Origin of the sequence: Dinoroseobacter sp. S76 (genome assembly GCF_049801095.1) — a bacterium.
Classification (GTDB): Bacteria; Pseudomonadota; Alphaproteobacteria; order Rhodobacterales; family Rhodobacteraceae; genus Dinoroseobacter.
Window position 1 is genome coordinate 310,214 of record NZ_JBNAGH010000002.1, and the last position, 22,219, is coordinate 332,432.

Annotated in this window: 24 protein-coding genes; 9 read left to right on the forward strand and 15 right to left on the reverse strand. The window is 65.8% G+C overall.

All coding sequences use genetic code 11. The annotated features are described in order from the left end of the window. Positions 1 to 12: 12 nt before the first annotated feature. Genes ACP153_RS07295 through ACP153_RS07310 form a run of 4 tightly spaced genes read right to left on the reverse strand, consistent with a single transcriptional unit; the run spans position 13 to position 3,087 of the window. Positions 13 to 684 carry an alpha/beta hydrolase gene (locus tag ACP153_RS07295; protein WP_424970318.1) on the reverse strand — a complete coding sequence of 224 codons (672 nt, stop codon included), beginning with the start codon at positions 682 to 684 and terminating at the stop codon, positions 13 to 15. Then, entirely contained in the window at positions 681 to 1,313 is a 633-nt protein-coding gene (locus ACP153_RS07300) for a DNA-3-methyladenine glycosylase family protein (protein WP_424970319.1), read from the reverse strand. The genes ACP153_RS07295 and ACP153_RS07300 overlap by 4 nt, the downstream gene beginning before the upstream one ends. Then, positions 1,295 to 2,041 (reverse strand): cobalt-precorrin-6A reductase, encoded by a 747-nt coding sequence (locus tag ACP153_RS07305; protein ID WP_424970320.1) that lies wholly within the window; start codon positions 2,039 to 2,041, stop codon positions 1,295 to 1,297. The genes ACP153_RS07300 and ACP153_RS07305 overlap by 19 nt, the downstream gene beginning before the upstream one ends. Then, entirely contained in the window at positions 2,038 to 3,087 is a 1,050-nt protein-coding gene (locus tag ACP153_RS07310; protein ID WP_424970321.1) for a cobalt-precorrin-5B (C(1))-methyltransferase, read from the reverse strand. The genes ACP153_RS07305 and ACP153_RS07310 overlap by 4 nt, the downstream gene beginning before the upstream one ends. 97 nt (positions 3,088 to 3,184) lie before the next feature. Here ACP153_RS07310 and cobA point away from each other — a divergent pair, with 97 nt between their 5' ends. The 3 genes from cobA to ACP153_RS07325 are packed head-to-tail and all read left to right on the forward strand — an operon-like array spanning position 3,185 to position 6,617. Continuing rightward, positions 3,185 to 4,030 (forward strand): uroporphyrinogen-III C-methyltransferase, encoded by an 846-nt coding sequence (gene cobA, locus ACP153_RS07315; RefSeq protein ID WP_424970322.1) that lies wholly within the window; start codon positions 3,185 to 3,187, stop codon positions 4,028 to 4,030. Further along, positions 4,027 to 5,337: a cobyrinate a,c-diamide synthase gene (locus ACP153_RS07320; protein ID WP_424970323.1), complete on the forward strand. Its 1,311-nt coding sequence runs from the start codon at positions 4,027 to 4,029 to the stop codon at positions 5,335 to 5,337. The genes cobA and ACP153_RS07320 overlap by 4 nt, the downstream gene beginning before the upstream one ends. 53 nt (positions 5,338 to 5,390) lie before the next feature. Then, positions 5,391 to 6,617, forward strand: coding sequence for an MFS transporter (locus tag ACP153_RS07325; protein WP_424970324.1), 1,227 nt, complete (start codon positions 5,391 to 5,393; stop codon positions 6,615 to 6,617). 35 nt (positions 6,618 to 6,652) lie between these two features. On the opposite strand, the gene ACP153_RS07330 is transcribed toward ACP153_RS07325, so the two are convergent. From ACP153_RS07330 to ACP153_RS07345, 4 genes are all read right to left on the reverse strand, one after another. Then, the gene (locus ACP153_RS07330) at positions 6,653 to 7,423 is read right to left on the reverse strand and encodes a squalene/phytoene synthase family protein (RefSeq protein ID WP_424970325.1); all 771 of its coding nucleotides are present in this window, start codon (positions 7,421 to 7,423) and stop codon (positions 6,653 to 6,655) included. Next, positions 7,420 to 9,060 (reverse strand): citramalate synthase, encoded by a 1,641-nt coding sequence (gene cimA, locus ACP153_RS07335; RefSeq protein WP_424970326.1) that lies wholly within the window; start codon positions 9,058 to 9,060, stop codon positions 7,420 to 7,422. The genes ACP153_RS07330 and cimA overlap by 4 nt, the downstream gene beginning before the upstream one ends. Continuing rightward, positions 9,057 to 10,427: a cysteine--tRNA ligase gene (gene cysS, locus ACP153_RS07340; RefSeq protein ID WP_424970327.1), complete on the reverse strand. Its 1,371-nt coding sequence runs from the start codon at positions 10,425 to 10,427 to the stop codon at positions 9,057 to 9,059. Before cysS ends, cimA begins: the two co-directional genes overlap by 4 nt. A 237-nt stretch (positions 10,428 to 10,664) precedes the next feature. After that, positions 10,665 to 11,261 (reverse strand): outer membrane protein, encoded by a 597-nt coding sequence (locus tag ACP153_RS07345; RefSeq protein ID WP_424970328.1) that lies wholly within the window; start codon positions 11,259 to 11,261, stop codon positions 10,665 to 10,667. Between the two features lie 284 nt (positions 11,262 to 11,545). Here ACP153_RS07345 and ACP153_RS07350 point away from each other — a divergent pair, with 284 nt between their 5' ends. After that, entirely contained in the window at positions 11,546 to 12,301 is a 756-nt protein-coding gene (locus ACP153_RS07350) for an SDR family NAD(P)-dependent oxidoreductase (protein ID WP_424970329.1), read from the forward strand. A 66-nt stretch (positions 12,302 to 12,367) separates the two neighbouring features. On the opposite strand, the gene msrB is transcribed toward ACP153_RS07350, so the two are convergent. Next, positions 12,368 to 12,760: a peptide-methionine (R)-S-oxide reductase MsrB gene (gene msrB, locus ACP153_RS07355; RefSeq protein ID WP_424970330.1), complete on the reverse strand. Its 393-nt coding sequence runs from the start codon at positions 12,758 to 12,760 to the stop codon at positions 12,368 to 12,370. A 123-nt stretch (positions 12,761 to 12,883) separates the two neighbouring features. Between msrB and ACP153_RS07360 the strand changes: the two genes are divergently transcribed. Next, positions 12,884 to 13,642, forward strand: a complete 759-nt coding sequence (locus ACP153_RS07360) for a GNAT family N-acetyltransferase (RefSeq protein WP_424970331.1) — start codon at positions 12,884 to 12,886, stop codon at positions 13,640 to 13,642. A 77-nt stretch (positions 13,643 to 13,719) separates the two neighbouring features. On the opposite strand, the gene ACP153_RS07365 is transcribed toward ACP153_RS07360, so the two are convergent. From ACP153_RS07365 to purL, 5 genes are all read right to left on the reverse strand, one after another. Beyond that, entirely contained in the window at positions 13,720 to 14,205 is a 486-nt protein-coding gene (locus ACP153_RS07365) for a DUF2867 domain-containing protein (RefSeq protein ID WP_424970332.1), read from the reverse strand. Positions 14,206 to 14,319: 114 nt separating this feature from the next. Next, the gene (grxD, locus tag ACP153_RS07370) at positions 14,320 to 14,682 is read right to left on the reverse strand and encodes a Grx4 family monothiol glutaredoxin (RefSeq protein ID WP_424970333.1); all 363 of its coding nucleotides are present in this window, start codon (positions 14,680 to 14,682) and stop codon (positions 14,320 to 14,322) included. Further along, entirely contained in the window at positions 14,675 to 14,953 is a 279-nt protein-coding gene (locus ACP153_RS07375; RefSeq protein ID WP_424970334.1) for a hypothetical protein, read from the reverse strand. Before ACP153_RS07375 ends, grxD begins: the two co-directional genes overlap by 8 nt. Beyond that, positions 14,950 to 15,186: a BolA/IbaG family iron-sulfur metabolism protein gene (locus ACP153_RS07380; RefSeq protein ID WP_424970335.1), complete on the reverse strand. Its 237-nt coding sequence runs from the start codon at positions 15,184 to 15,186 to the stop codon at positions 14,950 to 14,952. Before ACP153_RS07380 ends, ACP153_RS07375 begins: the two co-directional genes overlap by 4 nt. A 160-nt stretch (positions 15,187 to 15,346) precedes the next feature. Further along, positions 15,347 to 17,506 carry a phosphoribosylformylglycinamidine synthase subunit PurL gene (gene purL, locus ACP153_RS07385; protein WP_424970764.1) on the reverse strand — a complete coding sequence of 720 codons (2,160 nt, stop codon included), beginning with the start codon at positions 17,504 to 17,506 and terminating at the stop codon, positions 15,347 to 15,349. 256 nt (positions 17,507 to 17,762) lie between these two features. On the opposite strand from purL, the gene ACP153_RS07390 reads away from it, so the two are divergent. Together ACP153_RS07390 and ACP153_RS07395 are read left to right on the forward strand one after the other, a co-directional pair. Then, positions 17,763 to 19,592, forward strand: a complete 1,830-nt coding sequence (locus ACP153_RS07390; protein ID WP_424970336.1) for an ABC-F family ATP-binding cassette domain-containing protein — start codon at positions 17,763 to 17,765, stop codon at positions 19,590 to 19,592. A gap of 60 nt (positions 19,593 to 19,652) precedes the next feature. Continuing rightward, positions 19,653 to 20,510, forward strand: coding sequence for a sulfotransferase family protein (locus tag ACP153_RS07395; protein ID WP_424970337.1), 858 nt, complete (start codon positions 19,653 to 19,655; stop codon positions 20,508 to 20,510). Here ACP153_RS07395 and ACP153_RS07400 read toward each other — a convergent pair. Further along, positions 20,507 to 20,923 carry an outer membrane protein assembly factor BamE gene (locus tag ACP153_RS07400; RefSeq protein WP_424970338.1) on the reverse strand — a complete coding sequence of 139 codons (417 nt, stop codon included), beginning with the start codon at positions 20,921 to 20,923 and terminating at the stop codon, positions 20,507 to 20,509. The genes ACP153_RS07395 and ACP153_RS07400 overlap by 4 nt on opposite strands. A 274-nt stretch (positions 20,924 to 21,197) precedes the next feature. Here ACP153_RS07400 and ACP153_RS07405 point away from each other — a divergent pair, with 274 nt between their 5' ends. Further along, the gene (locus ACP153_RS07405; protein WP_424970339.1) at positions 21,198 to 21,791 is read left to right on the forward strand and encodes a YceD family protein; all 594 of its coding nucleotides are present in this window, start codon (positions 21,198 to 21,200) and stop codon (positions 21,789 to 21,791) included. A 218-nt stretch (positions 21,792 to 22,009) separates the two neighbouring features. Beyond that, positions 22,010 to 22,216 carry a 50S ribosomal protein L32 gene (gene rpmF / locus ACP153_RS07410; RefSeq protein ID WP_424967620.1) on the forward strand — a complete coding sequence of 69 codons (207 nt, stop codon included), beginning with the start codon at positions 22,010 to 22,012 and terminating at the stop codon, positions 22,214 to 22,216. Positions 22,217 to 22,219 lie beyond the last annotated feature (3 nt).

Consider the following 22,219-nt stretch of genomic DNA (forward strand, 5'->3'; position numbering starts at 1 on the left):
GTGTGACGGTGCTCAGCTCTCCTCGAGACCGAGCTTGTCGCGCATGAAGGCCAGCGCCACCGAGAGGCCATCCGGCGCGATCCCGTGGCCCGTGCCTTTGGAGACATGGGCATAGACCTCGAAGCCCGCGGAAGTGAGCGCATTGCCCGCCTCCGGCAGGGATGATGGCGGCACCATATCGTCCTGGTCCCCATGGATCAGCAGGATCGGCATCTTGACCTTCATCTCGTCCTCGAGCCGTTCGGGCCCGAGCAAGCGCCCGGAAAAGCCCACAACCCCGGCCACGGCCTCATCTCGGCGCGGTGCCACGTGGAGGCTCATCATCGTGCCCTGCGAGAACCCCAAAAGCATGAGATTGTCTGGGGTTATCCCCTCATCCTCAAGCACGGAATCCAGGAACGCGTTCAGGTCTTCAACCGCCCGCTCCATGCTCGTTGCGGCTTCTTCTTCGGAAGAGCCATCGAGCCAGGGGATCGGAAACCACTGGAATCCCATGGGGTTGTTGACGCAAACCTCCGGCGCGTTCGGCGCGACAAAAGCGGTATCCGGCATATGCGGCGAGAGCGGATCGGCCAGCCCCAGCAGGTCATTGCCATCGGCGCCATAGCCATGGAGCAGCACAACCACCCGCTTGGCGGTGCCTTGTGCAGGACCCTTGCGGCCCATGTCCAGAATACGCGTCATCGAATGCCCTCCCGGTTCTTGGCCACATGGTAGTAGGCCCAGAGCCCGCGGGCCGCAACCGCTCGCCAAGGGGACCAGGCCGCGGCCATCTCCCGCAGGGCCTTCTCGCTGGGCCGGTCCGACAGGTCGAAGAGCACCCGGGCCGATTCCTGCAAGGCCAGATCGGCGGGGGCAAAGACATCCGCGCGTCCGAGCGAGAACATGGCATAGATCTCGGCGGTCCAGCGCCCGATCCCCGGCACCTCGATCAGCGTGGCGATCACCTCTTCATCCGGCGCGTCCCGCAGGTCGGGAAAGCGGATCCGGGCCTCGGCCAAGGCCTTGGCATAGCGCACCTTCTGGCGCGAGAGACCGCAGGCCCGCAGCTCCGCCTCGCTTGCCCAGAGCACCTTGCGCGGCCCCGTCAACTTAGCCGCCTTGAGCCGCCCCCAGATCGCATTGGCCGAGGCGACCGAGACCTGCTGGCTGACAATGGCCGAGAGGAGCGCCTCGAACCCGTCCGGTTTGCGCCGCAAGGGCAAGGGCCCGGTTGCCTCGAATACCGTGGCAAACCGCGGCTCGATCTCAGCGAGATAGGCGCAGCCTTCGGCCACGCAGCCCGGGGTTTCGATTATGCGTCCGACGGACATAACTGGTCCTCTATCCAAGCCAGCGCGTCCGGCACGCTGGCAACTTGCGGCAGGTCCGACAGGTCCGGCCGGTCAATCATGATCACCCGGATCCCGAGCGCGCGCGCCGCATCCAGTTTGCTGCGGCTGGCCGCGCCACCTGCGTCTTTCACGACCAGTAAAGTCACACCAAGCCGCTGGAAAAGCGCGATTTCTTCGGTTTCGGGAAAAGGCGGACGCCCGACCAGAAACTCCCCCTTGGGAAAAGGGAACACCTCTTCCGGCGGATCGATCTGTCGACACCAGCACCAGGCCGCCTGCATCGGGGCGAAGTCCAGCAGCGTCTGCCGTCCGGTGGCGAGAAAGACGCGATCCTCGGGCCCCGGGATGAGCGCAGCTTGGGCCGTGTCCGGGACCCGGATCCAGTCATCCCCTTCCGCCGCCTGCCAGCCCGGACGGCGCAGCATGACGTAGGGTACGCCCGCGCGCGCCGCGACCTCCGCGCTGCGTCGGGACATGGCGGCGGCAAAGGGGTGCGTGGCATCGAGAATGGCTTGGATCCCGGCGTCATCCAGATACCGCGCAAAGCCCTCTGCCCCGCCAAACCCTCCGATCCGCGTCGCGACCCCGTCCAGCTCCGGCGCGCGGGTCCGCCCGGCCAGCGACACCGTCAACGCCACGTGCCCTGCGAGGGCCCGTGCGAGATCCCGCGCCTCGCTGGTTCCGCCCAGCAGGAGAACACGCCTCATTCCGCGCGCCCCCATATCGCGCCCTTCCGGTCGATCACCACGGTGTCCACGGTGATCTCTGGCCCAACCAGGTCGCGGAGCCGCGCGCAGGCGATCTCGGCCACATGCACGGCCAGAGGCTCCCCCGCGATTTCCAGCGCTTCGAGCGCAGTGTTGCAGGTGGCGAGCCTTGGGTCGCCCATGCTCTGCGCCAGCGCCGCGAGATCAACCTGGGAGCGCTTGGAATGGAGATCCACCGCCCCTTGGGCGAGCTTCGTCATCTTGCCGATCCCGCCCCCCACGGTCAGGCGCGGCACCGGGTGCTTGCGCAGGTATTTCACCATACCGCCCACGAAATCGCCCATATCCAGCATGGCGTGATCCGGTAACGCGTGGAGCCTCTGCACCGTCGCCTCCGACGTCGCCCCGGTGGTACCGGCCACATGGGTCAGCCCGTCGGCGCGGGCCACATCGATCCCGCGATGGATCGAGGCGATCCAAGCCGCGCAGGAAAACGGGCGCACGACACCCGTGGTGCCGAGGATCGACAACCCGCCCTTGATCCCGAGGCGCGGGTTCCAGGTCTTGGCGGCGAGCTCCGCACCGCCGGGGATCGAGACCGTGATTTCCACATCCGCCGCACGCCCGTGGGCCGAAGCCAGCGACGCGACCACCTCGGTCATCATCGCGCGCGGCACCGGGTTGATCGCGGGCTCTCCCACCACGATAGGCAGCCCCGCCTTGGTTACATGGCCAACCCCCTCCCCCGCGCGGAACTGCACGCCCCCGGCGCTGGCGCGCACCCGCGCGATCACCAGCGCGCCATGGGTCACGTCCGGATCGTCGCCCGCATCCTTGGTGATCCCGACCTCGGCCCAGCCGTCGCCGCGCGCCTGATGGACCAGCGGAAAGACCGGCGTCTCGCCCTTGGGCAGCGTGATCGTCACCTCCACCGGGAACGCCCCCTCCCACAGCGCGATCAACGCGGCCTTCGTGGCCGCCGTCGCGCAGGCCCCGGTCGTCCAGCCACGGCGCAATGTCTGCTCAGGATCGGGCATGCGTGTCATCGGCGCGACTATACGCCCCCGCTCGGGCTGCGCAAACAGGCTCTATTGCGTCGCTTGGCCTCTTTGCGGCTCGGATTTGCCCTGCCATAACAGCGCCATGAGCGACTCTCTTTTCTCACACCTGCCCGAGCTCGAACCGGGCTGGGTCTGGCTTTGCGGCGCGGGCCCGGGGGATCCGGGGCTCTTGACCCTGCACGCGGTCAACGCGCTGCGTCAGGCGGATGTGATCGTCTATGACGCGCTGGTCGATGATCGGATCCTAGATTGGGCCAATCCGGCAGCGGAAAAGATCTATGCGGGCAAGCGCGGCGGCAAGCCCTCGGCCAAGCAGCGGGACATCTCCCTGCGGCTGGTGGCCCTGGCGCGGGAGGGGCGGCGGGTGCTGCGCCTCAAGGGCGGTGATCCGTTCGTCTTTGGCCGCGGCGGCGAGGAAGCCCAGAGCCTTGTGCAGCATGGCATCCCGATCCGCATCATCCCCGGCATCTCCGCCGGGATCGGCGGGCTGGCCTATGCGGGCGTGCCGGTAACCCACCGCGATGTTAACCAGTCTGTGACCTTCGTGACCGGCCATGACCAGAGCGGCGCGACCCCCTCGACCCTTGACTGGGAGGGGATCGCCCGGGGCAGTCAGGTCATCGTGATCTATATGGGGATGAAGCATATTGCCCGGATCTCCGCCGCGCTGATGGCGGGTGGCCGCGCCGCGGATGAACCGGTCGCGGTTGTGACCTCCGCCGCAACGGAGCACCAACAGGTGCTGGAGACGACCCTGGGCCGCGTGGCCGAGGACATCGCCGAGAGCGGCCTGACCCCGCCCGCGATCATCTGCATCGGGCGCGCAGTGCTCATGCGGCAGGTGCTCGATTGGCAGGCCATGGCCGCCGGGGCCGCCGCGCGCGATCTCGACCCGCTGGGCCGGGGCCGTCCGGCGGAGGCTGGATGACCGGAACACCGGGGCGCGGGTTGATCCTCGCGGCGCCGAGCTCCGGCGCGGGCAAAACCACGGTCACCTTGGGCATTCTCGCCGCCCTGACCGCGCGTGGCGAAGCGGTGCGCGGCGCGAAATCCGGCCCCGACTATATCGACCCGCAATTCCACGCAGCCGCCACCGGGCGCCCTTGTGTCAATCTCGACGCCTGGGCCATGGCGCCGGAGATGATCCGCAGCCTCGCCGCTGGTCCGGGGACCCTGATCCTCGAAGGGGCGATGGGGCTTTTTGACGGGGCCGCCGATGGCAGCGCCACTGGGCGGGGCTCCTGCGCGGATCTCGCGCGGGCTCTGAACCTGCCGGTCGTGCTGGTGGTGGATGCGGCGCGCATGGCCCATTCCGTTGCGCCACTGGTCGCGGGCTTCGCGCACCATGACCCGCAGCTCCGCATCGCCGGAGTGATCCTGAACAAAGTCGGCTCGCCCCGGCACGAAGCGCTGTTGCGCGGCGCGCTCACCCCGCTTGGGGTCCCCGTGCTCGGGGCGCTCCACCGGGACGCGTCTCTGGGCACTCCGTCGCGCCATCTTGGATTGGTGCAAGCCGAGGAACGCCGCGATCTGCGGGAGTTTCTCGACCGCGCCGGATCCCGCGTGGCTGAGGCCGTTGATCTCGACGCCCTGCTAGCTCTGACCGCGCCCCTGCCCACTCCGAACCCAGCCACACATATCCCACCCCTGGGCCAGAGGATCGGAGTGGCGCGGGATGAGGCCTTCGCCTTTGCCTACCCGCATCTGCTCGCGGCCTGGCGCGCCGCTGGAGCCGATTTGCTGGAATTCTCGCCGCTTGCGAATGATCCGGTTCCGGCGGGCGCAGATGCCATCTTCCTGCCCGGAGGCTACCCGGAGCTGCATGCCGGTCGGCTCGCCAGCGCGACAGCATTCCTCGACAGCCTGCGCACGGCGGCCAAGGCGGGAACGCGGATCTATGGGGAGTGCGGCGGCTATATGGTGCTGGGCGAGGGTCTGGAGGATGTCGACGGCGCGAGACATGCCATGGCCGGGCTCCTGCGTCTCGAGACCTCCTTTGCCAAGCGCAAGCTGCATCTGGGATATCGCCAGCTCACCCCGCTGGGCGGCCTGTTCGACACCGCGATGAGCGGGCATGAGTTCCACTATGCCCGCACCCTGCGCGCAGAAGGCGCGCCGCTCTTTGCAGCGCAAGATGCCGCGGGCACAGCCCTGCCCGAGATGGGCCTGCGCGAAGGATCGGTCGCGGGCAGCTTTGCCCATCTGATCGCCCCTACCCCCGTCGCAACCGCCTGAGCGCGACCGAAAGGCCGCTTCCCCCGCTCCGCCCAACCAGATAGCACTGCCCCATGACCATGCTCACCGATACGGCCCCAATGGATGATGCCCGCGCCAAGCGCAATGTGGCGGTCCTCGTGGCGGCGCAGGCCTTTCTTGGCAGCCAGATCACGATGATCTTCGTGATCGGCGGGCTGGCCGGTCAGATGCTGACGCCGCATCCCTGCCTCGCAACCCTGCCGATCTCGCTGATCGTGTTCGGCTCCATGACCACGGCGCCCTGGCTCTCGACGGTCATGCAGCGCTATGGGCGGCGCACGGGCTTTGTGATCGGCGCGCTTGGCGGCGCGTTGGGCAGCGTGATCGGCGCGGTGGGTCTCGCGACCGGCAATTTCTGGATCTTCCTGCTCGGCTCCTTCCTGACCGGCAGCTATATGAGCGCGCAAGGTTTCTACCGCTTCGCCGCCGCCGATACGGCGAGCGAGGGGTTCCGGCCCAAGGCGATCTCCTACGTGATGGCGGGCGGGTTGATCTCAGCCCTGATCGGGCCGCAGCTGGTGAAGGTCACCACGGATCTCTTCGTGGTGCCGTTTCTCGGCACCTACCTGGTGGCGCTCGCGATCAACCTGATTGGAATCGGGCTCTTCTTCTTCCTCGACATCCCGAAGCCCGCTGCGGCCAAGAAAGGCCCCGAAGGCGGGCGGACGCGCCGCCAGATGCTGCGCGACCCGGTGATCGTCACCGCCATCATATGCGCCATGGTCGCCTATGCGCTCATGAACCTGGTGATGACCTCGACCCCGCTGGCGGTGGTTGGCTGCGGCTTTACCACCGGGAACGCGGCGGATGTGGTCAGCCTCCATGTGATCGCCATGTTCGCGCCGAGCTTTTTCACCGGGCATCTGATCAACCGCTTCGGCGTGGAGCGGGTCGTGGCCGCAGGCCTCCTGATCCTCGGCGCGGGCGGGGCCGTTGCGCTCTCGGGTGTGGCGCTCGGGAACTTCTTCATCGCGCTGGCCCTGTTGGGCGTGGGTTGGAATTTCGGCTTTATCGGCGCGACTACGATGCTCGCCTCCGCCCATAGCGCGGAAGAGCGGGGCCGGATCCAGGGCCTGAATGATGCGATCGTCTTTGGTTGCGTGACCGTGGCCTCGCTGGCCTCGGGCGGGCTGATGAACTGTTCGGGCGGCGATGTGGTGGCGGGCTGGACGGCGGTGAACCTCGCCATGGCGCCGCTCCTGGCGCTGGCGGGCGGCGCGTTGATCTGGCTGGTGTTGAAGCCGAAACCGGCGATCTGAGCCGCAACGGGTCGGGGGGCTGTCGGTCGAGGGCCCTACCAGCGGCCCGTGCTGCTGATCCAGGCCAACCGCGCACGTTTTCCAAACTCCGACCCGCCCAGATCGCCCGCCGCAACCGCCTCAGGCTCTGCGGCGGCTTGCTGCAGGATCGCCTCCGCCTGCCATCCGGCCAAAAGCGCGGGCAGCGCGGGTTTGGGCACGTCCCGACGCGCCTTGCGCGCCTCGGCCAGCCGCGCCAATCCCGCCCGTGCCAGATCGGCCACAGCCGCGCTGCGCCCATCCACAAGGGGGATCCGATTGCGCGCCTCGAGCTCCGGCACGGCCTGCAAGTACCTCGCGAGGGCGGCCGCCCAGCCTTGGGCGCGCAAGGGCGCCTCGGCCTCGGGCCCTGCGCCCAAAAGCCGCCCGATGGTCCAGACCAGCCCGGCCCCGGTGTCTTCGAGATAGGTGTTCAACGCCGCGGCATCTTCGAACGGGTCGCGATAGATCTCCCAACGACGGGCAACGATCAGCTTGTCGAGCACCTCGGTCGCCTCGGCATCCAGCACAGCGTTCAGCGGGGCGACCACCTCATGGGCGCGCGGCTCAGCCCCTTGCCCGATCTCTTCCAGCGTGTCACGCCACCATTGCAGGCGCATCTCGGCGATCATCGCCTCCTCGGTCACCCAGGGCGCGCGGCTGACCTCCAGATTGAAGGCATAGACCGGGAAGAGCACCGCGCGCGCCGCCACGGGCGATGCCATGACGGAGGCAAACCGATCCGGATCCCCCCGCTCGACCAGCGCAGCACAGGCGTTGAGCGTCATTCTGCGGCCAGCGCCTGAGACGTGGCCCCATCGCGGATCAGCTTCCACTGGATCGCCTCGACCAGCGCCTCGAAGCTTGCATCCACGATGTTCGCGGACACTCCCACAGTGGACCAGCGCCGCCCCTGCCCGTCCTCGCTGTCGATCAGGACACGGGTCACGGCTTCGGTGCCGCCATTGGTGATGCGCACCTTGAAATCCACGAGCTTCAGATCCTCGATAAAGCGCGTATAGGGCCCCAGATCCTTGCCGAGCGCCTTGGCCAGCGCGTTCACCGGGCCGCGATCTCGGCCGGTCTCATCCATGGATTCCGACACGGAGAGCATCTTCTGATCGCCGATCTTGAGGACCACTACCGCCTCCGACAGGCTGACCATCTGGTTGTACTTGTTCTTGCGCCGCTCCACCGTCACCCGGTAGCGCTTGACCTCGAAGAACTCCGGCAGCCCCTCCAGATGGCGGCGCGCCAGCAGCTCGAAACTGGCCTGCGCGCTGTCAAAGGCATAGCCCATATCCTCGCGCCGCTTGACCTCGTCGAGAAGTCCGCCGAGCCGCGGATCTCCCTTGGCGATCTCGATCCCCGCATCCGCCAGCCGCTTGCGCAGGTTGGACTGCCCGGCCTGGTTCGACATGGGGATGACGCGGGCATTCCCCACAGCCTCCGGCGCAATATGCTCGTAGGTGCTGGGATCCTTCAGGATCGCCGAGGCATGCAGGCCCGCCTTATGGGCAAAGGCGGAGGCGCCCACATAGGGCGCGCTCTTGGTGGGCACCCGGTTGAGGATATCATCCAGAGTGCGCGAGACGCGGACCAGATCGGTCAGGGCGGCTTCCGTGACCCCGGTCTCGAACTTGCTGCGATAGGGCTCCTTGAGCAGGAGCGTCGGCAAGAGCGTGACCAGATTGGCATTGCCGCAGCGCTCGCCAAGCCCGTTCAGCGTGCCCTGGATTTGCCGGGCGCCGGCATCGATGGCGGCCAGGGAATTGGCCACCGCGTTGCCCGTGTCGTTATGGGTGTGGATGCCCAGATGGTCCCCGGGCACACCGCTGGCAATCACCGCCGAGGTGATCTCGGCGATCTCTGCCGGCAGCCGCCCGCCATTCGTGTCGCACAGCACAACCCAGCGCGCGCCCGCGTCGAGCGCCGCATGCAGCGTCTCCATCGCGTAATCCGGGTTGGCGAGATAGCCGTCAAAGAAATGCTCCGCATCAAACAGCGCCTCGCGCCCTTGAGAGCAGATATGGGCGACCGAGCGGCGGATATTGTCGGTGTTCTCCGAGAGCTCAATGCCGAGCGCCTTGGTCACGTGGTACTCGTGCGATTTACCCACGAGACAAACCGAGGGCGTGCCTGCGTTCAGCACGGCGGCCAGCACGTCATCATTCTCCGCCGAGAACCCCGCACGCTTGGTCATGCCAAAGGCGGCGAAGCGCGCATGGGCAAAGGCGGGCTTGGTGGCAAAGAACTCGGAATCCGTCGGGTTCGCGCCGGGCCAGCCGCCTTCGATATAGTCGATCCCGAGCGCGTCGAGCGCGGCGGCAATCTGCTGCTTCTCAGCGGTGGCGAACTGCACGCCTTGCGTCTGCTGCCCATCGCGCAGAGTGGTGTCATAAAGGTAGAGACGCTCCCGGGTCATGCCACCGCCTCCAGCTTGGCCGGGTCAAAGCCCGGCCCGGGGACCAGTTCAACCCCGGCCTTGCTCATGCGCACCTCCACCCCCGCCGCGATCAACGCGGTCTTCAGGCGATCCACCTCTGCGAAATCCTTGCTGGCCATGGCGGCCTCACGGGCCGAGGCAAGCCGCGTGGCAAAACCCGACAGGTCCACGTCCGGCGCGTCGGCCCAGGCGCCCATGGCGTCGGTCAATAGGCCCATCACCTGCGCCGAGGCCAGCAATCCGGGCAGGTCCCCGTCCCGGAAAAGCTGGTGCAAGGCCGCAAGGGCGCCCGGCGTGTTGAGATCATCCACCAGCGGCGCCATGACGGACGGGGACGCGGCGGGCGCGGGCTCGATGCCCGCAACCGCCGCTCGCCATTTCCGCAAGACACCCATCGCCTCATCGCGCTTGGCCGCTGTCCAATCCATGGGCTTGGAATAGTGGGTGCCAAGAAACACGAGCCGGATCACCTCGCCCGGAATCCCATTATCCAGCAGATCCCGCACGGTGAAGAAATTGCCCAGAGACTTGGACATCTTCTTGCCTTCGACCTGCAGCATCTCGTTATGCATCCAGACCTTCGCGAACTCCCCCTCCGGATGGGCGCAGCAGCTCTGGGCGATCTCATTTTCATGGTGCGGGAACTGCAGATCATTCCCACCCCCGTGAATGTCAAAACTGTCCCCAAGCAGGTCACGGCTCATGGCCGAGCATTCGATATGCCAACCCGGACGCCCCCGGCCCCAGGGGCTGTCCCAACCCGGGGTTGCGGCATCGGAGGGCTTCCAGAGCACGAAATCCATCGGATCGCGCTTATAGGGCGCCACCTCAACCCGCGCGCCGGCGATCATGTCATCCACCGACCGGCCCGAGAGCGCGCCATAGGCGTCATAGCTGCGCACATCAAAGAGCACATGGCCCTCGGCGGCATAGGCATGGCCCCGCGCGATCAACGTCTCGATCATCTCAACCATCTGGCGGATGTATTGCGTCGCCCGCGGAATATGGGTCGGCTCCAACGTACCGAGGGCGGCCATGTCATCGAGATACCACTGGCTGGTCTCGTCGGTAATCTCCTTGATCGATCGACCGGTCTCGGCGGCGCGCGCGTTGATCTTGTCTTCCACATCCGTGATGTTGCGCGCATAGGTCACGTGATCGGGCCCATAGACCTCGCGCAGCACGCGGAACAGCATATCGAACACCACGGCCGGGCGGGCATTGCCCAGATGCGCCCGGTCATAGACGGTCGGCCCACAGACATACATCCGCACATTCGAGGGATCGAGCGGGACAAACGCCTCTTTCCGGCGTGTCTTGGTGTTCGTCAGTTGCAGAGCCGTCACGATTGCTGCCTTCCTTCCCGAGGGGCTACGCCGGGCGCGCCCGGCTGCGAGGGCTTTAGCAACTCCGCACTCCGGTTGGAATAGAAGACCCGCCTTCGCGACGCGCCTGGCCGCAGGAAATCAGGCCCGACACAGGAACCGGCACAGGAACCAGGACAGGAAAACGGGCCCCGAAGGGCCCGCTCCATGCAGCACACTGGAGGAGAAACGTCCTCCGTTTCGAAACGCGAGGGTCGCTCAGAACCGGAAGGACAAGCGTGCCTGCAATGTGGTGGCGTCCACATCGACGCCGGACCCGTCGAAATCATCGAACTCGTGGTAGAGAAGCTCCCCACCCAGGGTCCAGGCTTCGGTGATCGGGTAATCCACACCCGCGCCGATGAAATAGCCATCGTCGCTACCGAGGTCATCCGTACCCGCCCGGGCATAGCCGCCCGTGGCATAGATCAGGGCGGGACCGGCCTCGACACCCGCGCGCAGCTTGAGCCGCAGCACGTCTTCAAGTGTGGCCGCCGAGCCCAGATCGATATCGGCGATGTCATAGTCGATCCCGGCCCCGACGACATAGGATCCGAAGTCATAGTCGTAGCCAAGGATCAGGCCGCCGATGGCCCCATCACCATCCACGCCGGAGGCGGATGTGTCCACATCGCCGTAGCCCAGCTGCACACCGCCATAAAAGCCGGTCCAATCCGTGCCGGGCGCGGTCACAACGGGTGGCAGCGGCGGCGGCGCGATCACCGGATCCTCCAGGCTGCCTGCGAGGGCGGGCGCGCTGCCCATCCCGATCACCAGAGCGCTGATCAGCGCGGGCGATGAATACTGCGGTTTCATGCAAGTCTCCTTTGCCTCTCCGGGTCCCAATGCCCGGTCTGTTCGTCGAGCTAGGCAGCCCTGCGTGCCGTTCCAAGAGCGGCCAAGACTTCGTGAAGGGATCGGCCAATTCTGGCTGACGCGGGACCGAATAACGGCGCTTTTTCAGCGGCTTCCCGCCGGTTCCTTCACGACGCGATCACATTCCGCGGCGCAGGCGGGGATCCACCGATGCAAGACAAGGCTGGACAGCGCCCGTGAGATCAGGAATGAATTGAACACTCGTTCAGATCCCGGAGAGACCCATGGACATTCAAGAACACAAAGTGCTCGTCACCGGTGGGGCCTCCGGCCTTGGGGAGGCCACGGCCCGGCATCTGGCCGCACAGGGCGCTCGGGTGGCCGTTCTGGATCGGGATGCCGCGCGGGGGCATCAGCTCGCGGCAGAGACCGGTGCCCTCTTTGTTGAGGTTGATGTGACCGATGAGGACAGTGCCGCCGCCGCAGTCGCGGCGGCCAGTGCCGGGCTGGGCGGGCTCAGCGCCTGTGTGACCTGCGCGGGGATCGCCACCAGCGTGAAGACGATCGGACGCGAGGGCCCCCACCCGCTGGATGCGTTCCAGCGCACCATCGACATCAATCTGGTCGGCACCTTCAACATCGCCCGTCTCGCCGCCGCCGAGATGGCGCGCAATGCGCCCGATGCGGATGGCGCCCGGGGCGTGATCGTGACCACGGCCTCCATCGCCGCCTTTGACGGTCAGAAGGGTCAGGCGGCCTATGCGGCCTCCAAGGCCGGGGTCGCGGGGCTCGCCCTCCCCATGGCGCGCGATCTGGCGCGCGAAGGGATCCGGACCATGTCCATCGCGCCGGGGATCTTCAAAACCCCGATGCTGATCGGGCTCGGTGAAGAGGTGATGGATGCGCTGGCCGCCGATGTCACCTTCCCCAAGCGCCTCGGCGATCCGGTGGAGTATGCACGGCTCGTGGCCTTCATCCTAACCTGCGGCTATCTGAACGGCACGACCATCCGTCTGGACGGTGCCCTGCGCATGCCCTGAGGCAGACGTCGAAGCGCCGGACATATATGCCCGGCGCGGACCCGCTCTGTGGCGGGCCTTGGGGCCTCAGGCCTCCGGATCGAAGGTCAGGGCCACTCCGTTGATGCAGTAGCGCAGCCCTGTGGGCTGCGGCCCGTCCGGAAAGACATGGCCCAGATGGGCCTCGCAGCGATTGCAATGCACCTCGGTCCGGGTCATGAACCAGCTCTTGTCGACGCTCTCGCCCACCATCTCCTCATCCAGCGGTTTGAAGAAGGACGGCCAGCCTGTTCCGCTATCGAATTTATGGGATTGGTCAAAGAGCGGCGCATCGCAACAGACACAGCGATAGGTGCCCGGATCCTTGGGAAAATCCTCATGGGAGCCCGCGCGTTCCGTGCCGTGCTTGCGCGTCACCTTATAGGCCAGATCGCTCAGCTGCGCGCGCCACTCGTCTTCGCTTTTGACAACTTTTTCCATCGGTCCTCCTGTCCATTCATCATAGGGTCACGTTCCAGAGCCATTGCAGCGCGCAACCGGGATTGAAGCTTTCGACCATAGATATAGTCTGGAGCGCGACCGCCAAGGCCCCATGAGGTGACGATGTTGCGATTGACCAAAGGCCGCTACGCCGCGCGGCACGCTGAAACCGCGGAGGAAATCGCGGCCTGTCAGCGCTTGCGTCACCTGAGCTTTGTGGCAGGCACGGGCGCTGTGGCCCGCTCCGAGGGCTATGATCGCGATGCGTTCGATACGGCCTGCCACCACATCATGGTGGAGGAGCGCGCAACCGGGCAGCTGGTCTGCTGCTTCAGGATCCTGCCCCTCGCCGATGGGGGCGAGATCGCGCAGAGCTATTCCGCGCAGTTCTACGAGCTTTCGGCATTGGAGAGCTTCGAGGGCCCGATCATCGAGCTTGGGCGCTTCTGCATCCATCCCGATCACACGGATCCGGACATTCTGCGCATCGCCTGGGGGGCCTTGACCGCCTATGTGGATGCCCATGATGTGAAGCTGCTCTTTGGCTGCTCCTCCTTTCAGGGCACCGATAGCGCGCAATACACCGATGCCTTCGCGCTGCTGACGGAGAAGCATCTGGCGCCAAAACGCTGGCTACCCCGGGTCAAGGCACCGCGGATCTTCCCCTTCGCCACGGGTCTCGCGCGGGTCAAACCGGACCTGAAACGGGCGATGCAGGCGATGCCACCGCTCCTGCGGACCTATCTGCTCATGGGCGGTTGGGTCAGCGATCACGCAGTGGTGGACCGCGACCTCAACACGCTGCATGTCTTTACGGGGCTCGAGATCGGGGCAATCCCGCCGGCCCGGGCCCGGCTGTTGCGCGCGACGGCAAACGCCTAGAAGCGCAATGGCAGAGGGCGTGATCCTGTGCGCCCTTCCCGGCAGCATGAGCGGTTCAACGTCCAGGCGCTTCTGGATCACCCAGCGAGCTTGCCCTGAAGCCGTTTCAACATGCCGCGGACGATCCAGCGATGGGCAATTCCGACCGGCAGCATATAGGCGTGTCCGAACCTGTTATGAACGCGGACCGAGGAGGTCACAGAAATCTGCGGACCGTCCATGGAGATGCAGGTCATCACGTCCAGGTGGCGATCGCGCTCGGTCAGGACCAATGACTCGTCATCCACATGTTCTACAAGGAAAAAATCCAGACGGTCGCCGGGCGAAACCTCCTGAACCGCTTCGCCGCTGAAGCCCCCGATCGCTTTGACCCCAAACAGGACCGACACCCGGTCTCGCACCCAGAAGGCCCAGGCCAGAAAGGGTTGCGGGTCTTCCACCATGGCATTCCACGCGGCCAGCGGCGTCACCTCCCGGCAGAGAGGTGCGGTCTGCACATCGAAATAGTCGAGCTCCGGGACCGGGGCGAGGATCCGCGCGTTGCTCTCGGCAAGAATGATCATGCACCCAGTCTAGCCCCGCTGCGGTCCACCACAATGCGTCAGGTCCGGTCCCGGCACCGGCCCAACAAAAAAAGGCGCCCAAACGGACGCCCCTTTGAGATTTCTGGCGCAGCCTTACGCGTTGGCTTCGCGGATCTTGTCGGCAGCGTCCTTGTTATAGGCCACTTCGTTGTCATCGAACATCGTGTCCAGCTCGCCCGACAGAGTCATCTCGGTGATGATATCGCATCCACCCACGAACTCGCCCTTCACATAGAGCTGCGGGATGGTGGGCCAGTCGGAGAAGTCCTTGATGCCCTGGCGGATCTCTTCATCGGCGAGCACGTTCACATCCGTGTACTCCACCCCCATGAAGTTCAGCACCCCGGCCACGCGGCTGGAGAAACCGCATTGCGGCATGGATTTCGTGCCCTTCATGAAGAGAACCACGTCGTTCCCGGTCACGGTCTCTTTGATGCGCTCGTTTGCGTCACTCATCATTTTGTCCTTTGGCATGGTGAGGCACGAAGGATCGTGCATATTCCTGTGGGTCTCTGGGCACCCGGATGATGGAGGAGTGCCCCCCTCCCGGTCCGCCAGAATGATAACTCGCTTCGATTTCGGTATAGCCCTTGCCTGGTTCCGTGCCGCGCTCCGGCGGGTCGAGCTCTTCGGAGCGCACCACCCAGATCGCACGGATCAGGAGCACCCCCGCAAGCAGGCCCGACAAGACAACGATCGGCGTTGTCCAGGCAAACTCAAACATCATCCAGGCGCTTTGGTGGTCAGGGCCAGCGCATGCAGCTCGCCGGAGGAGCCGTCCATCTTGCCCTTCAGCGCCGCATAGACCGCGCGTTGCTGCTGGACCCGGTTCTTGCCGCGAAAGCTCTCATCGACAACCATCGCGGACATATGGACGCCATCATCGCCCTGAACGTCGATTTGCGCATCTGGAAAGGTTTCCCGCAGGAGCGCTTCGATCTCGTCGGCAAGCATCGGCATGGGCTTAATCCTGATTTTTTCGTACATGTATATTAAGGTGCTGACCCTGATCCTGCAAGGTCAGGGCCTGTGCGTCCAGTGGCGGTTGCTTGTGCAGCCGCACTGTGGCGCGAATTTCTGTCCCGGCCCACGGGATAAGCAGGCCGAAAGGTCGATTTGATCAGGCAACCGCCTCGGCAAAAGCCCCGCGATAGAGCGCGCTCAACTCCGCCAGCGGTGCTTTGGACCCGCCAAGCGTGACGTCCTCCCCGCCGAACCGGCCCACGGTTTCGATCGGGACACCGGCCTGACCGGCGGCGACCATCAGGGCCTCTGCTGCATCGTAGCTGCAGGCGATCAGGTAGCGACCCTGATCCTCGCCAAAGAGCGCGCCCATGTCCGAAGCGTCCAGCGTCAGGCCCAGCCCCGCGGCCTCGGCCATCTCGAACGCGGCCAGGGCAAGCCCACCATCGGCGAGATCCGTACAAGCCGAAATCCATCCGCGATTGTCGAGGATGAACTGCCCCGCTGCGCGCTCGGCCTCGAGATCCACTGCCGGCGCATCGCCATCTTCGCGATGGAACACCTCGGCAAGCAACGCGGACTGGCCCAGATGCCCCTCGGTGGCCCCAACGAGCAGCGCGAGCTCACCGCCAGCGGGCTGCCCCGCAATCGCCTGCTCGGTCTCGGCGATCAGACCGACCGCGCCGATGGTCGGCGTGGGCAGGATCCCCTGCCCGTCTGTCTCGTTATAAAGGCTGACATTGCCCGACACGATCGGCATGTCGAGCGCCGCGCAAGCCTCACCAATCCCCTGGATCGCGCCCACGAACTGGCCCATGATCTCGGGTTTCTCCGGGTTGCCGAAATTGAGGTTGTCGGTCGTCGCCAGCGGGGTCGCGCCCACGGAAATCAGGTTGCGATAGGCCTCGGCCACGGCCTGTCGCCCGCCCTGCACCGGGTTGGCGCGCACATAGCGCGGGGTCACGTCGCTCGTGAAGGCCAGCGCCTTGTCGGTCCCATGGACCCGGATCACCCCGGCGCCCAGACCGGGCGTACGCAGGGTATCGGCCATGACCTGCGTGTCATATTGCTCCCAGACCCAGTGCTTGCGGGCGTAGTTCGGGCTGGCCAGCAGCGCCTTGAGCCCGTCAATCGGATCCACCGCAGGGACCGGGTCCATCTCGCCCGCGTCCGGGGTCGGCACCCAGGGGCGGTCATATTCCGGCGCGCTGGAAGCAAGCTTCGAGAGCGGCAGGTCCGCCTTGGTCTCACCATTCAGCACGATCAGGAACCGGTCCTCGGCGATCGTCTCGCCGACAATGGCGAAATCCAGATCCCATTTGTCGAAGACCGCCTTGGCCTCCGCCTCCAGCTCCGGGTTCAACACCATGAGCATCCGCTCCTGGCTCTCGCTGAGCATCATCTCATAGGCGCTCATGGCGGCCTCGCGCACGGGCACGCGCTCCAGATCCAGCCGAATGCCAAGGCCGCCCTTATCGCCCATCTCCACGGCGGAACAGGTCAGGCCCGCAGCCCCCATATCCTGGATTGAGATCACGGCCCCGGTCTTCATCAGCTCCAGCGTCGCCTCCATCAGGCGCTTTTCGGTGAAGGGGTCACCGACCTGCACCGTGGGACGTTTTTCCTCGATCGTGTCGTCGAACTCGGCACTGGCCATGGTGGCCCCGCCGACCCCGTCGCGCCCAGTCTTCGCCCCGAGATAGACGACCGGCATGCCCACACCGGAGGCCGCCGAGTAAAAGATCTTGTCCGCATCCGCGAGCCCGGCCGCAAAGGCATTCACCAGGCAATTGCCGTTATAGGCTGCGTGGAACCGCACCTCGCCGCCCACGGTCGGCACGCCGAAGCAATTCCCGTAGCCGCCAATCCCCTCGACCACGCCGGCCACGAGAGATTTGGTCTTCGGGTGGCTTGTTTCGCCAAAGCTCAGCGCATTCATCGCCGCCACGGGCCGCGCGCCCATGGTGAACACATCGCGCAAAATGCCCCCGACCCCGGTCGCCGCCCCCTGATAGGGCTCGATATAGGACGGGTGATTGTGGCTCTCCATCTTGAAGACCACCGCTTGCCCGTCACCGATATCGACCACACCCGCATTCTCGCCGGGCCCGCAGATCACCTGCGGCCCTTCGGTCGGCAAGGTGCGCAGCCATTTCTTTGACGACTTGTAGGAGCAATGCTCGTTCCACATGGCCGAGAAGATCCCGAGCTCGGTGAAACTGGGCGCCCGCCCGATGATCTCGAGGATGCGATCATATTCCTCTGGCGACAGGCCATGGGCCGCAATCAGATCAGGGGTTATCGCAGGCTCTGAGATAGGGGCAGTCATGGGCGCAATCCTCCGGTTTCGGACTGCGCGCGTCTTAGTCCAAGCCGCGCGGAGGGGAAAGGGGGCATGGCCCGCCTTCACGTCCGAGCCGCCGCAAAGGCACAAATTGCGCGCATATGGCCAACTTAAGTCTCCAAATATCCCCGCCGGAGGCTCCCGCACTCTGCCACAGGCGCCGCGCGCTGATCCCCTCCAAACCACGATCCCCATTGACCCCGCGCCCCGGTCCCCATACCTCCGCGCCATGGCACGTCCCCCCCTTCTCCAACTCAACGACATCCGTCTGGGCTATGGCGGCAACCCGGTCTTCGCGGGGCTCGATCTGGTGGTCCAGCCGGGCGACCGCGTGGCGCTCGTGGGCCGCAACGGCTCCGGCAAATCCACCCTGATGAAGGTCATGGCCGGTCAGGTCGAGGCCGATACCGGCACGATTACCGCCGCTCCGGGCACCTCCGTGGGGTATATGGAGCAGGACCCGGACCTTTCGGGCTTCGCCACGCTGGGCGATTTTGCCCGCGCGACACTGGATCCGTCGGAGGCCTATCGCATCGATATTGCCGCCGAGGGGCTGAAACTGGATCTCGAGATCGAGACCGAGGCCGCCTCGGGCGGTGAGCGGCGGCGCGCGGCGCTGGCACGACTTCTGGCCGAGGCGCCGGATCTCATGCTTCTCGACGAGCCCACGAACCATCTCGACATCCAGGCCATCGCCTGGCTCGAAGACCATCTGCGCAGCATCCGCGCCGCTTTTGTGCTGATCTCCCACGACCGGGCCTTCCTGACCGCCCTGACCCGCGCCACCCTTTGGATCGATCGCGGCGTGGTGCGACGCCAGGAACGCGGTTTTTCCGATTTCGAGGCCTGGCGCGACAAGACCTGGGAAGAGGAGGACCTCGCCCGCCACAAGCTGGACCGCAAGATCAAGGCGGAGGCCCGCTGGGCCGTGGAAGGCATCTCCGCTCGGCGCAAGCGCAACCAGGGCCGGGTCCGCGCGCTTGGAGACCTGCGCAAGGAGCGCGCCGAGATGATCCGCCGCCAGGGCACGGCCGAGATGGCGCTGGAGGCAGGCAAGGCCTCGGGCAAGCGGGTGATCGAGGCGCGCGGCATCGCCAAGAGCTTTGGCGACAAGACCATCCTGCGCCCATTCGATCTGCGCGTGCTGCGCGGGGACCGGATCGCCTTTGTCGGCCCCAATGGCGCAGGCAAGACGACGCTTCTGAAGATGCTGACCGGGGAGCTTGCCCCGGATGCCGGGACGGTGACCCTCGGCACCAATCTCGAGACCGCCGTCTTCGATCAGCGTCGCGAGGGGCTCGACCCGGATGCCTCGCTTTGGGAGAACCTGACCGGCGACAAGGAAATGCGCGTCTCGGGCCGCGCCGATCAGGTGATGGTGCGCGGCACCCCGCGCCATGTGGTGGGCTATCTCAAGGAATTCCTCTTCACCGATGATCAGGCCCGCAGCCCCGTGCGCGCGCTCTCGGGCGGGGAACGGGCTCGGCTGCTCCTGGCGCGAATCATGGCGCGGGAGAGCAACCTGCTGGTGCTCGACGAGCCGACCAATGATCTCGACATTGAAACGCTGGATCTTCTGCAGGAAATCCTGTCGGATTATCCCGGCACGGTTCTGCTGGTCAGCCACGACCGGGACTTTCTCGATCGGGTCGCCACCACCACCATCGCCATGGAGGGCGATGGGCGCGCCACGGCCTATGCGGGCGGCTGGTCGGATTACCTCAGCCAGCGGGCCGAAGCAGTCCCCGCTTCGGCAGGACCCGCCCAGACCAAACCAGCGGCCAAACCCCAGCCAAAGGCCGAGGCGCCGGGCGCGTCCGCCCCGTCAAAGACGGGGCTTTCGTTCACCGAGCGTCACCGTCTCGACGCGCTACCGGGTGAGATTGACCGGCTGAGCGCCGAGATCGCCAAGCTCGAAGAATTCCTCGCCGCCCCCGACCTCTACACACGCGAGCCGGTGAAGTTTCAAAAGGCCACCGAAGCGCTGGTCGAGCGCCAGGCTGCCCTGCAAGCCGCCGAGGACGAGTGGCTCGAGCTCGAAGAGCGCGCAGGCGGCTAGCCCCCACTTGTCCTCCGGCCCGGGACGGGTAACCTGCCCCCGTCCCATCCGGAGCCCCGCATGATCGGCCGCAAACCCGACCTCGTCTGCATCGGCGCGCAAAAAGCCGCCACGAGCTGGCTTTACCGGGTCTGTCAGGCGCGTTCAGACATCTGGGTGCCGCCCTTCAAGGAAGTCCATTTCTTCGACTACAAATTCTGCCCCGAGAACCGCAGCTGGATCCGGGCTGGCCTCGTGCGCGGTGTCGACGCCGCGATCCGGCGCCATACCAAGAACCAGCCTGAGCAGGATCCGGATTACATCGCCTATCTCGACCGGCTGATCACCCAGCCGACCCATAACGGCACGTGGTACAAAGCGGTCTTTTCGCGCGCCCCGGCCCGGCAGCTTTGCCTCGATGTGACCCCGGAATACTCGACCCTGCCCGAAGACGGCGTGGACTTCCTCGCCAAGTTTCTGCGCGAGGCCCGCTTCCTCTACATCCTGCGCGATCCGGTGGCGCGCGCGCTCTCACAACTGCGCATGAACCTCTCGCGTCGCAAGATCACCCCGCAATCCGAGCGCGCCTGGATGCGCCACGCCAAGGACCCCGCCATCCTGAACCGCGGCGACTACAAGACCTATATCCCCCGCTGGGACGCGCAGTTCGACGACCGTCGCCTGCTCTATCTGCCCTATGGCCAGATCGGCGCGGATCCCGAGGGCGTCATGCGCGAGATCGAGCGGTTCGCCGGGCTGGAGCGTGAGGATCCCTGGGGCCTCCGCCGCAAGGTCCATGTGAGCGAGCCGATGGATGTGCCCGAGGCCGTCACAGCTCATTTCCAGGAGGTCTTCGCCCCGCAATACGCCTTCCTGCGAGCGCGTTTCGACGCGTCCTTCACAGCACAGCTGGGCACCAGCCCGAGCCAGACCCCTTAGTTCAGGAAGTTGCCCGCGTCGAAATTGCCGATATTGCCGAGGAGCTGACGAATCAAGGACACGCCCTCGATATTGCTGTCGGTCACACGGCGGTTGAGCGGGATGACCTCGCCATCGGCCAGGGTAAAGCGTTCGATATTCTCGACCGTGCCACCATCATCGAAGGAGATCGCCACGACCTGCCGGTCGATCTGCTGCGGCGCGCGATAGGCGAAATACTCCCACCGTGTGCCCACGAAATACCAGGCCTGATCGGCAATCACGCCTTGGGAGACAGGGCGCCCCACAGTCTCTTCGACAGAGCTGCGATCATCCACACCCACGGCGATTTCCGCCAATTCATCCTCGGTGGGCACATAGCCCGAGTTGCGATAGGTCGCGGAACAGCCCACAAGGGACAGAACGAGAATCACTCCCGCAAGGCTTTTGCCGAGCCGAGAGCCGACATATCTGGTGTTCTGGCACGTCCCCATGTGCAAATCGCGTCAACAACCCTGAGCAGATGTTACAAGCAGCCCTCGTGCGATACCGAACTCTGCCCGCTGGATCAAGCGCTCCTCCCCCGGCGGGAGGCGATCCGCCCAGAAGTTTACCGGGCCGTGAGCTGGCCCTTGCCCTCGCGCGCGAGACAGGCGCGCGACGGGCCCGCGCCAACCTGACCCACCGCCCCACCGAAAGGAGCCCCCGATGACAGAGCGTCCGCATCCTGCCCCCACTCCGGTGACCGACAGCCCGCAAAGCGCGCCGACCGTGCTGCGTCTCGCGGATCTCTCGACGCGCAAGCCGACGCGGTTTTCCGTAACGCCGGATGAGACAGCGCTCGCCACCCTGACCCAGGAGATGGGGCTCAGCGATCTGCGCAAGGTGCGCTTTGAAGGCGCGTTGCAGCCCATGGGCAAAGCCGACTGGATCCTGCAGGCCGAACTTGGCGCGACGGTGGTCCAGCCCTGCAGCGTGACGCTTGCCCCCGTGAGTACCCGGATCGAGGAAATGGTTGAGCGCCGTTACCTGTCGGATTGGGCAGAGCCCGACGGCGCCGAGATCGAGATGCCCGAGGATGACAATGCCGGTCCCGTGCCCGCGACCCTCGATCTTTCGGCGCTGCTGGCCGAGGAGCTGGCCCTGTCCCTGCCGCTCTATCCGCGCGCGGACGGCGTTGAACTGGGCGAAGCGGTCTTCACAGAGCCCGGAAAGGCCGCGATGACCGACCGCGATGCGCACCCGTTTGCGGCCCTGCAGGGCCTGCGCGTGGTGTCGAAATCCGACAGCGCGGAGGAATAAGCCCCCTGCAGCGCCAGAGCGGCGCGAAATAGGCTTGCGACACCCCCGTGTCACGGTTTAAACGCGGCGCACAAAACACTTGCGCCCTATCGGAATCACAGTATGTTCCGCGCCTCGCTCTGAGCTTGCGCTGAACACCCGACGCGCGAGCGGATCGCACGGCGCAGCGCGCCACCCAAGAACACCGGGGCACTGCCCCCAGAACCCGAGGTTGAGACATGGCAGTCCCTCAGAATAAGATCACAAAATCCCGTCGCGGTCAGCGACGGTCCCACGATGCGCTCGTCGCCGGTAACCCGAACGAGTGCCCGAATTGTGGTGAGCTGAAGCGTCCGCATCACGTCTGCGCGTCCTGCGGCCACTATGCAGAGCGCGAAGTCATCGCGCAGGCCGACGAAATCGATCTCGACGACGACGCGGCATAAGCG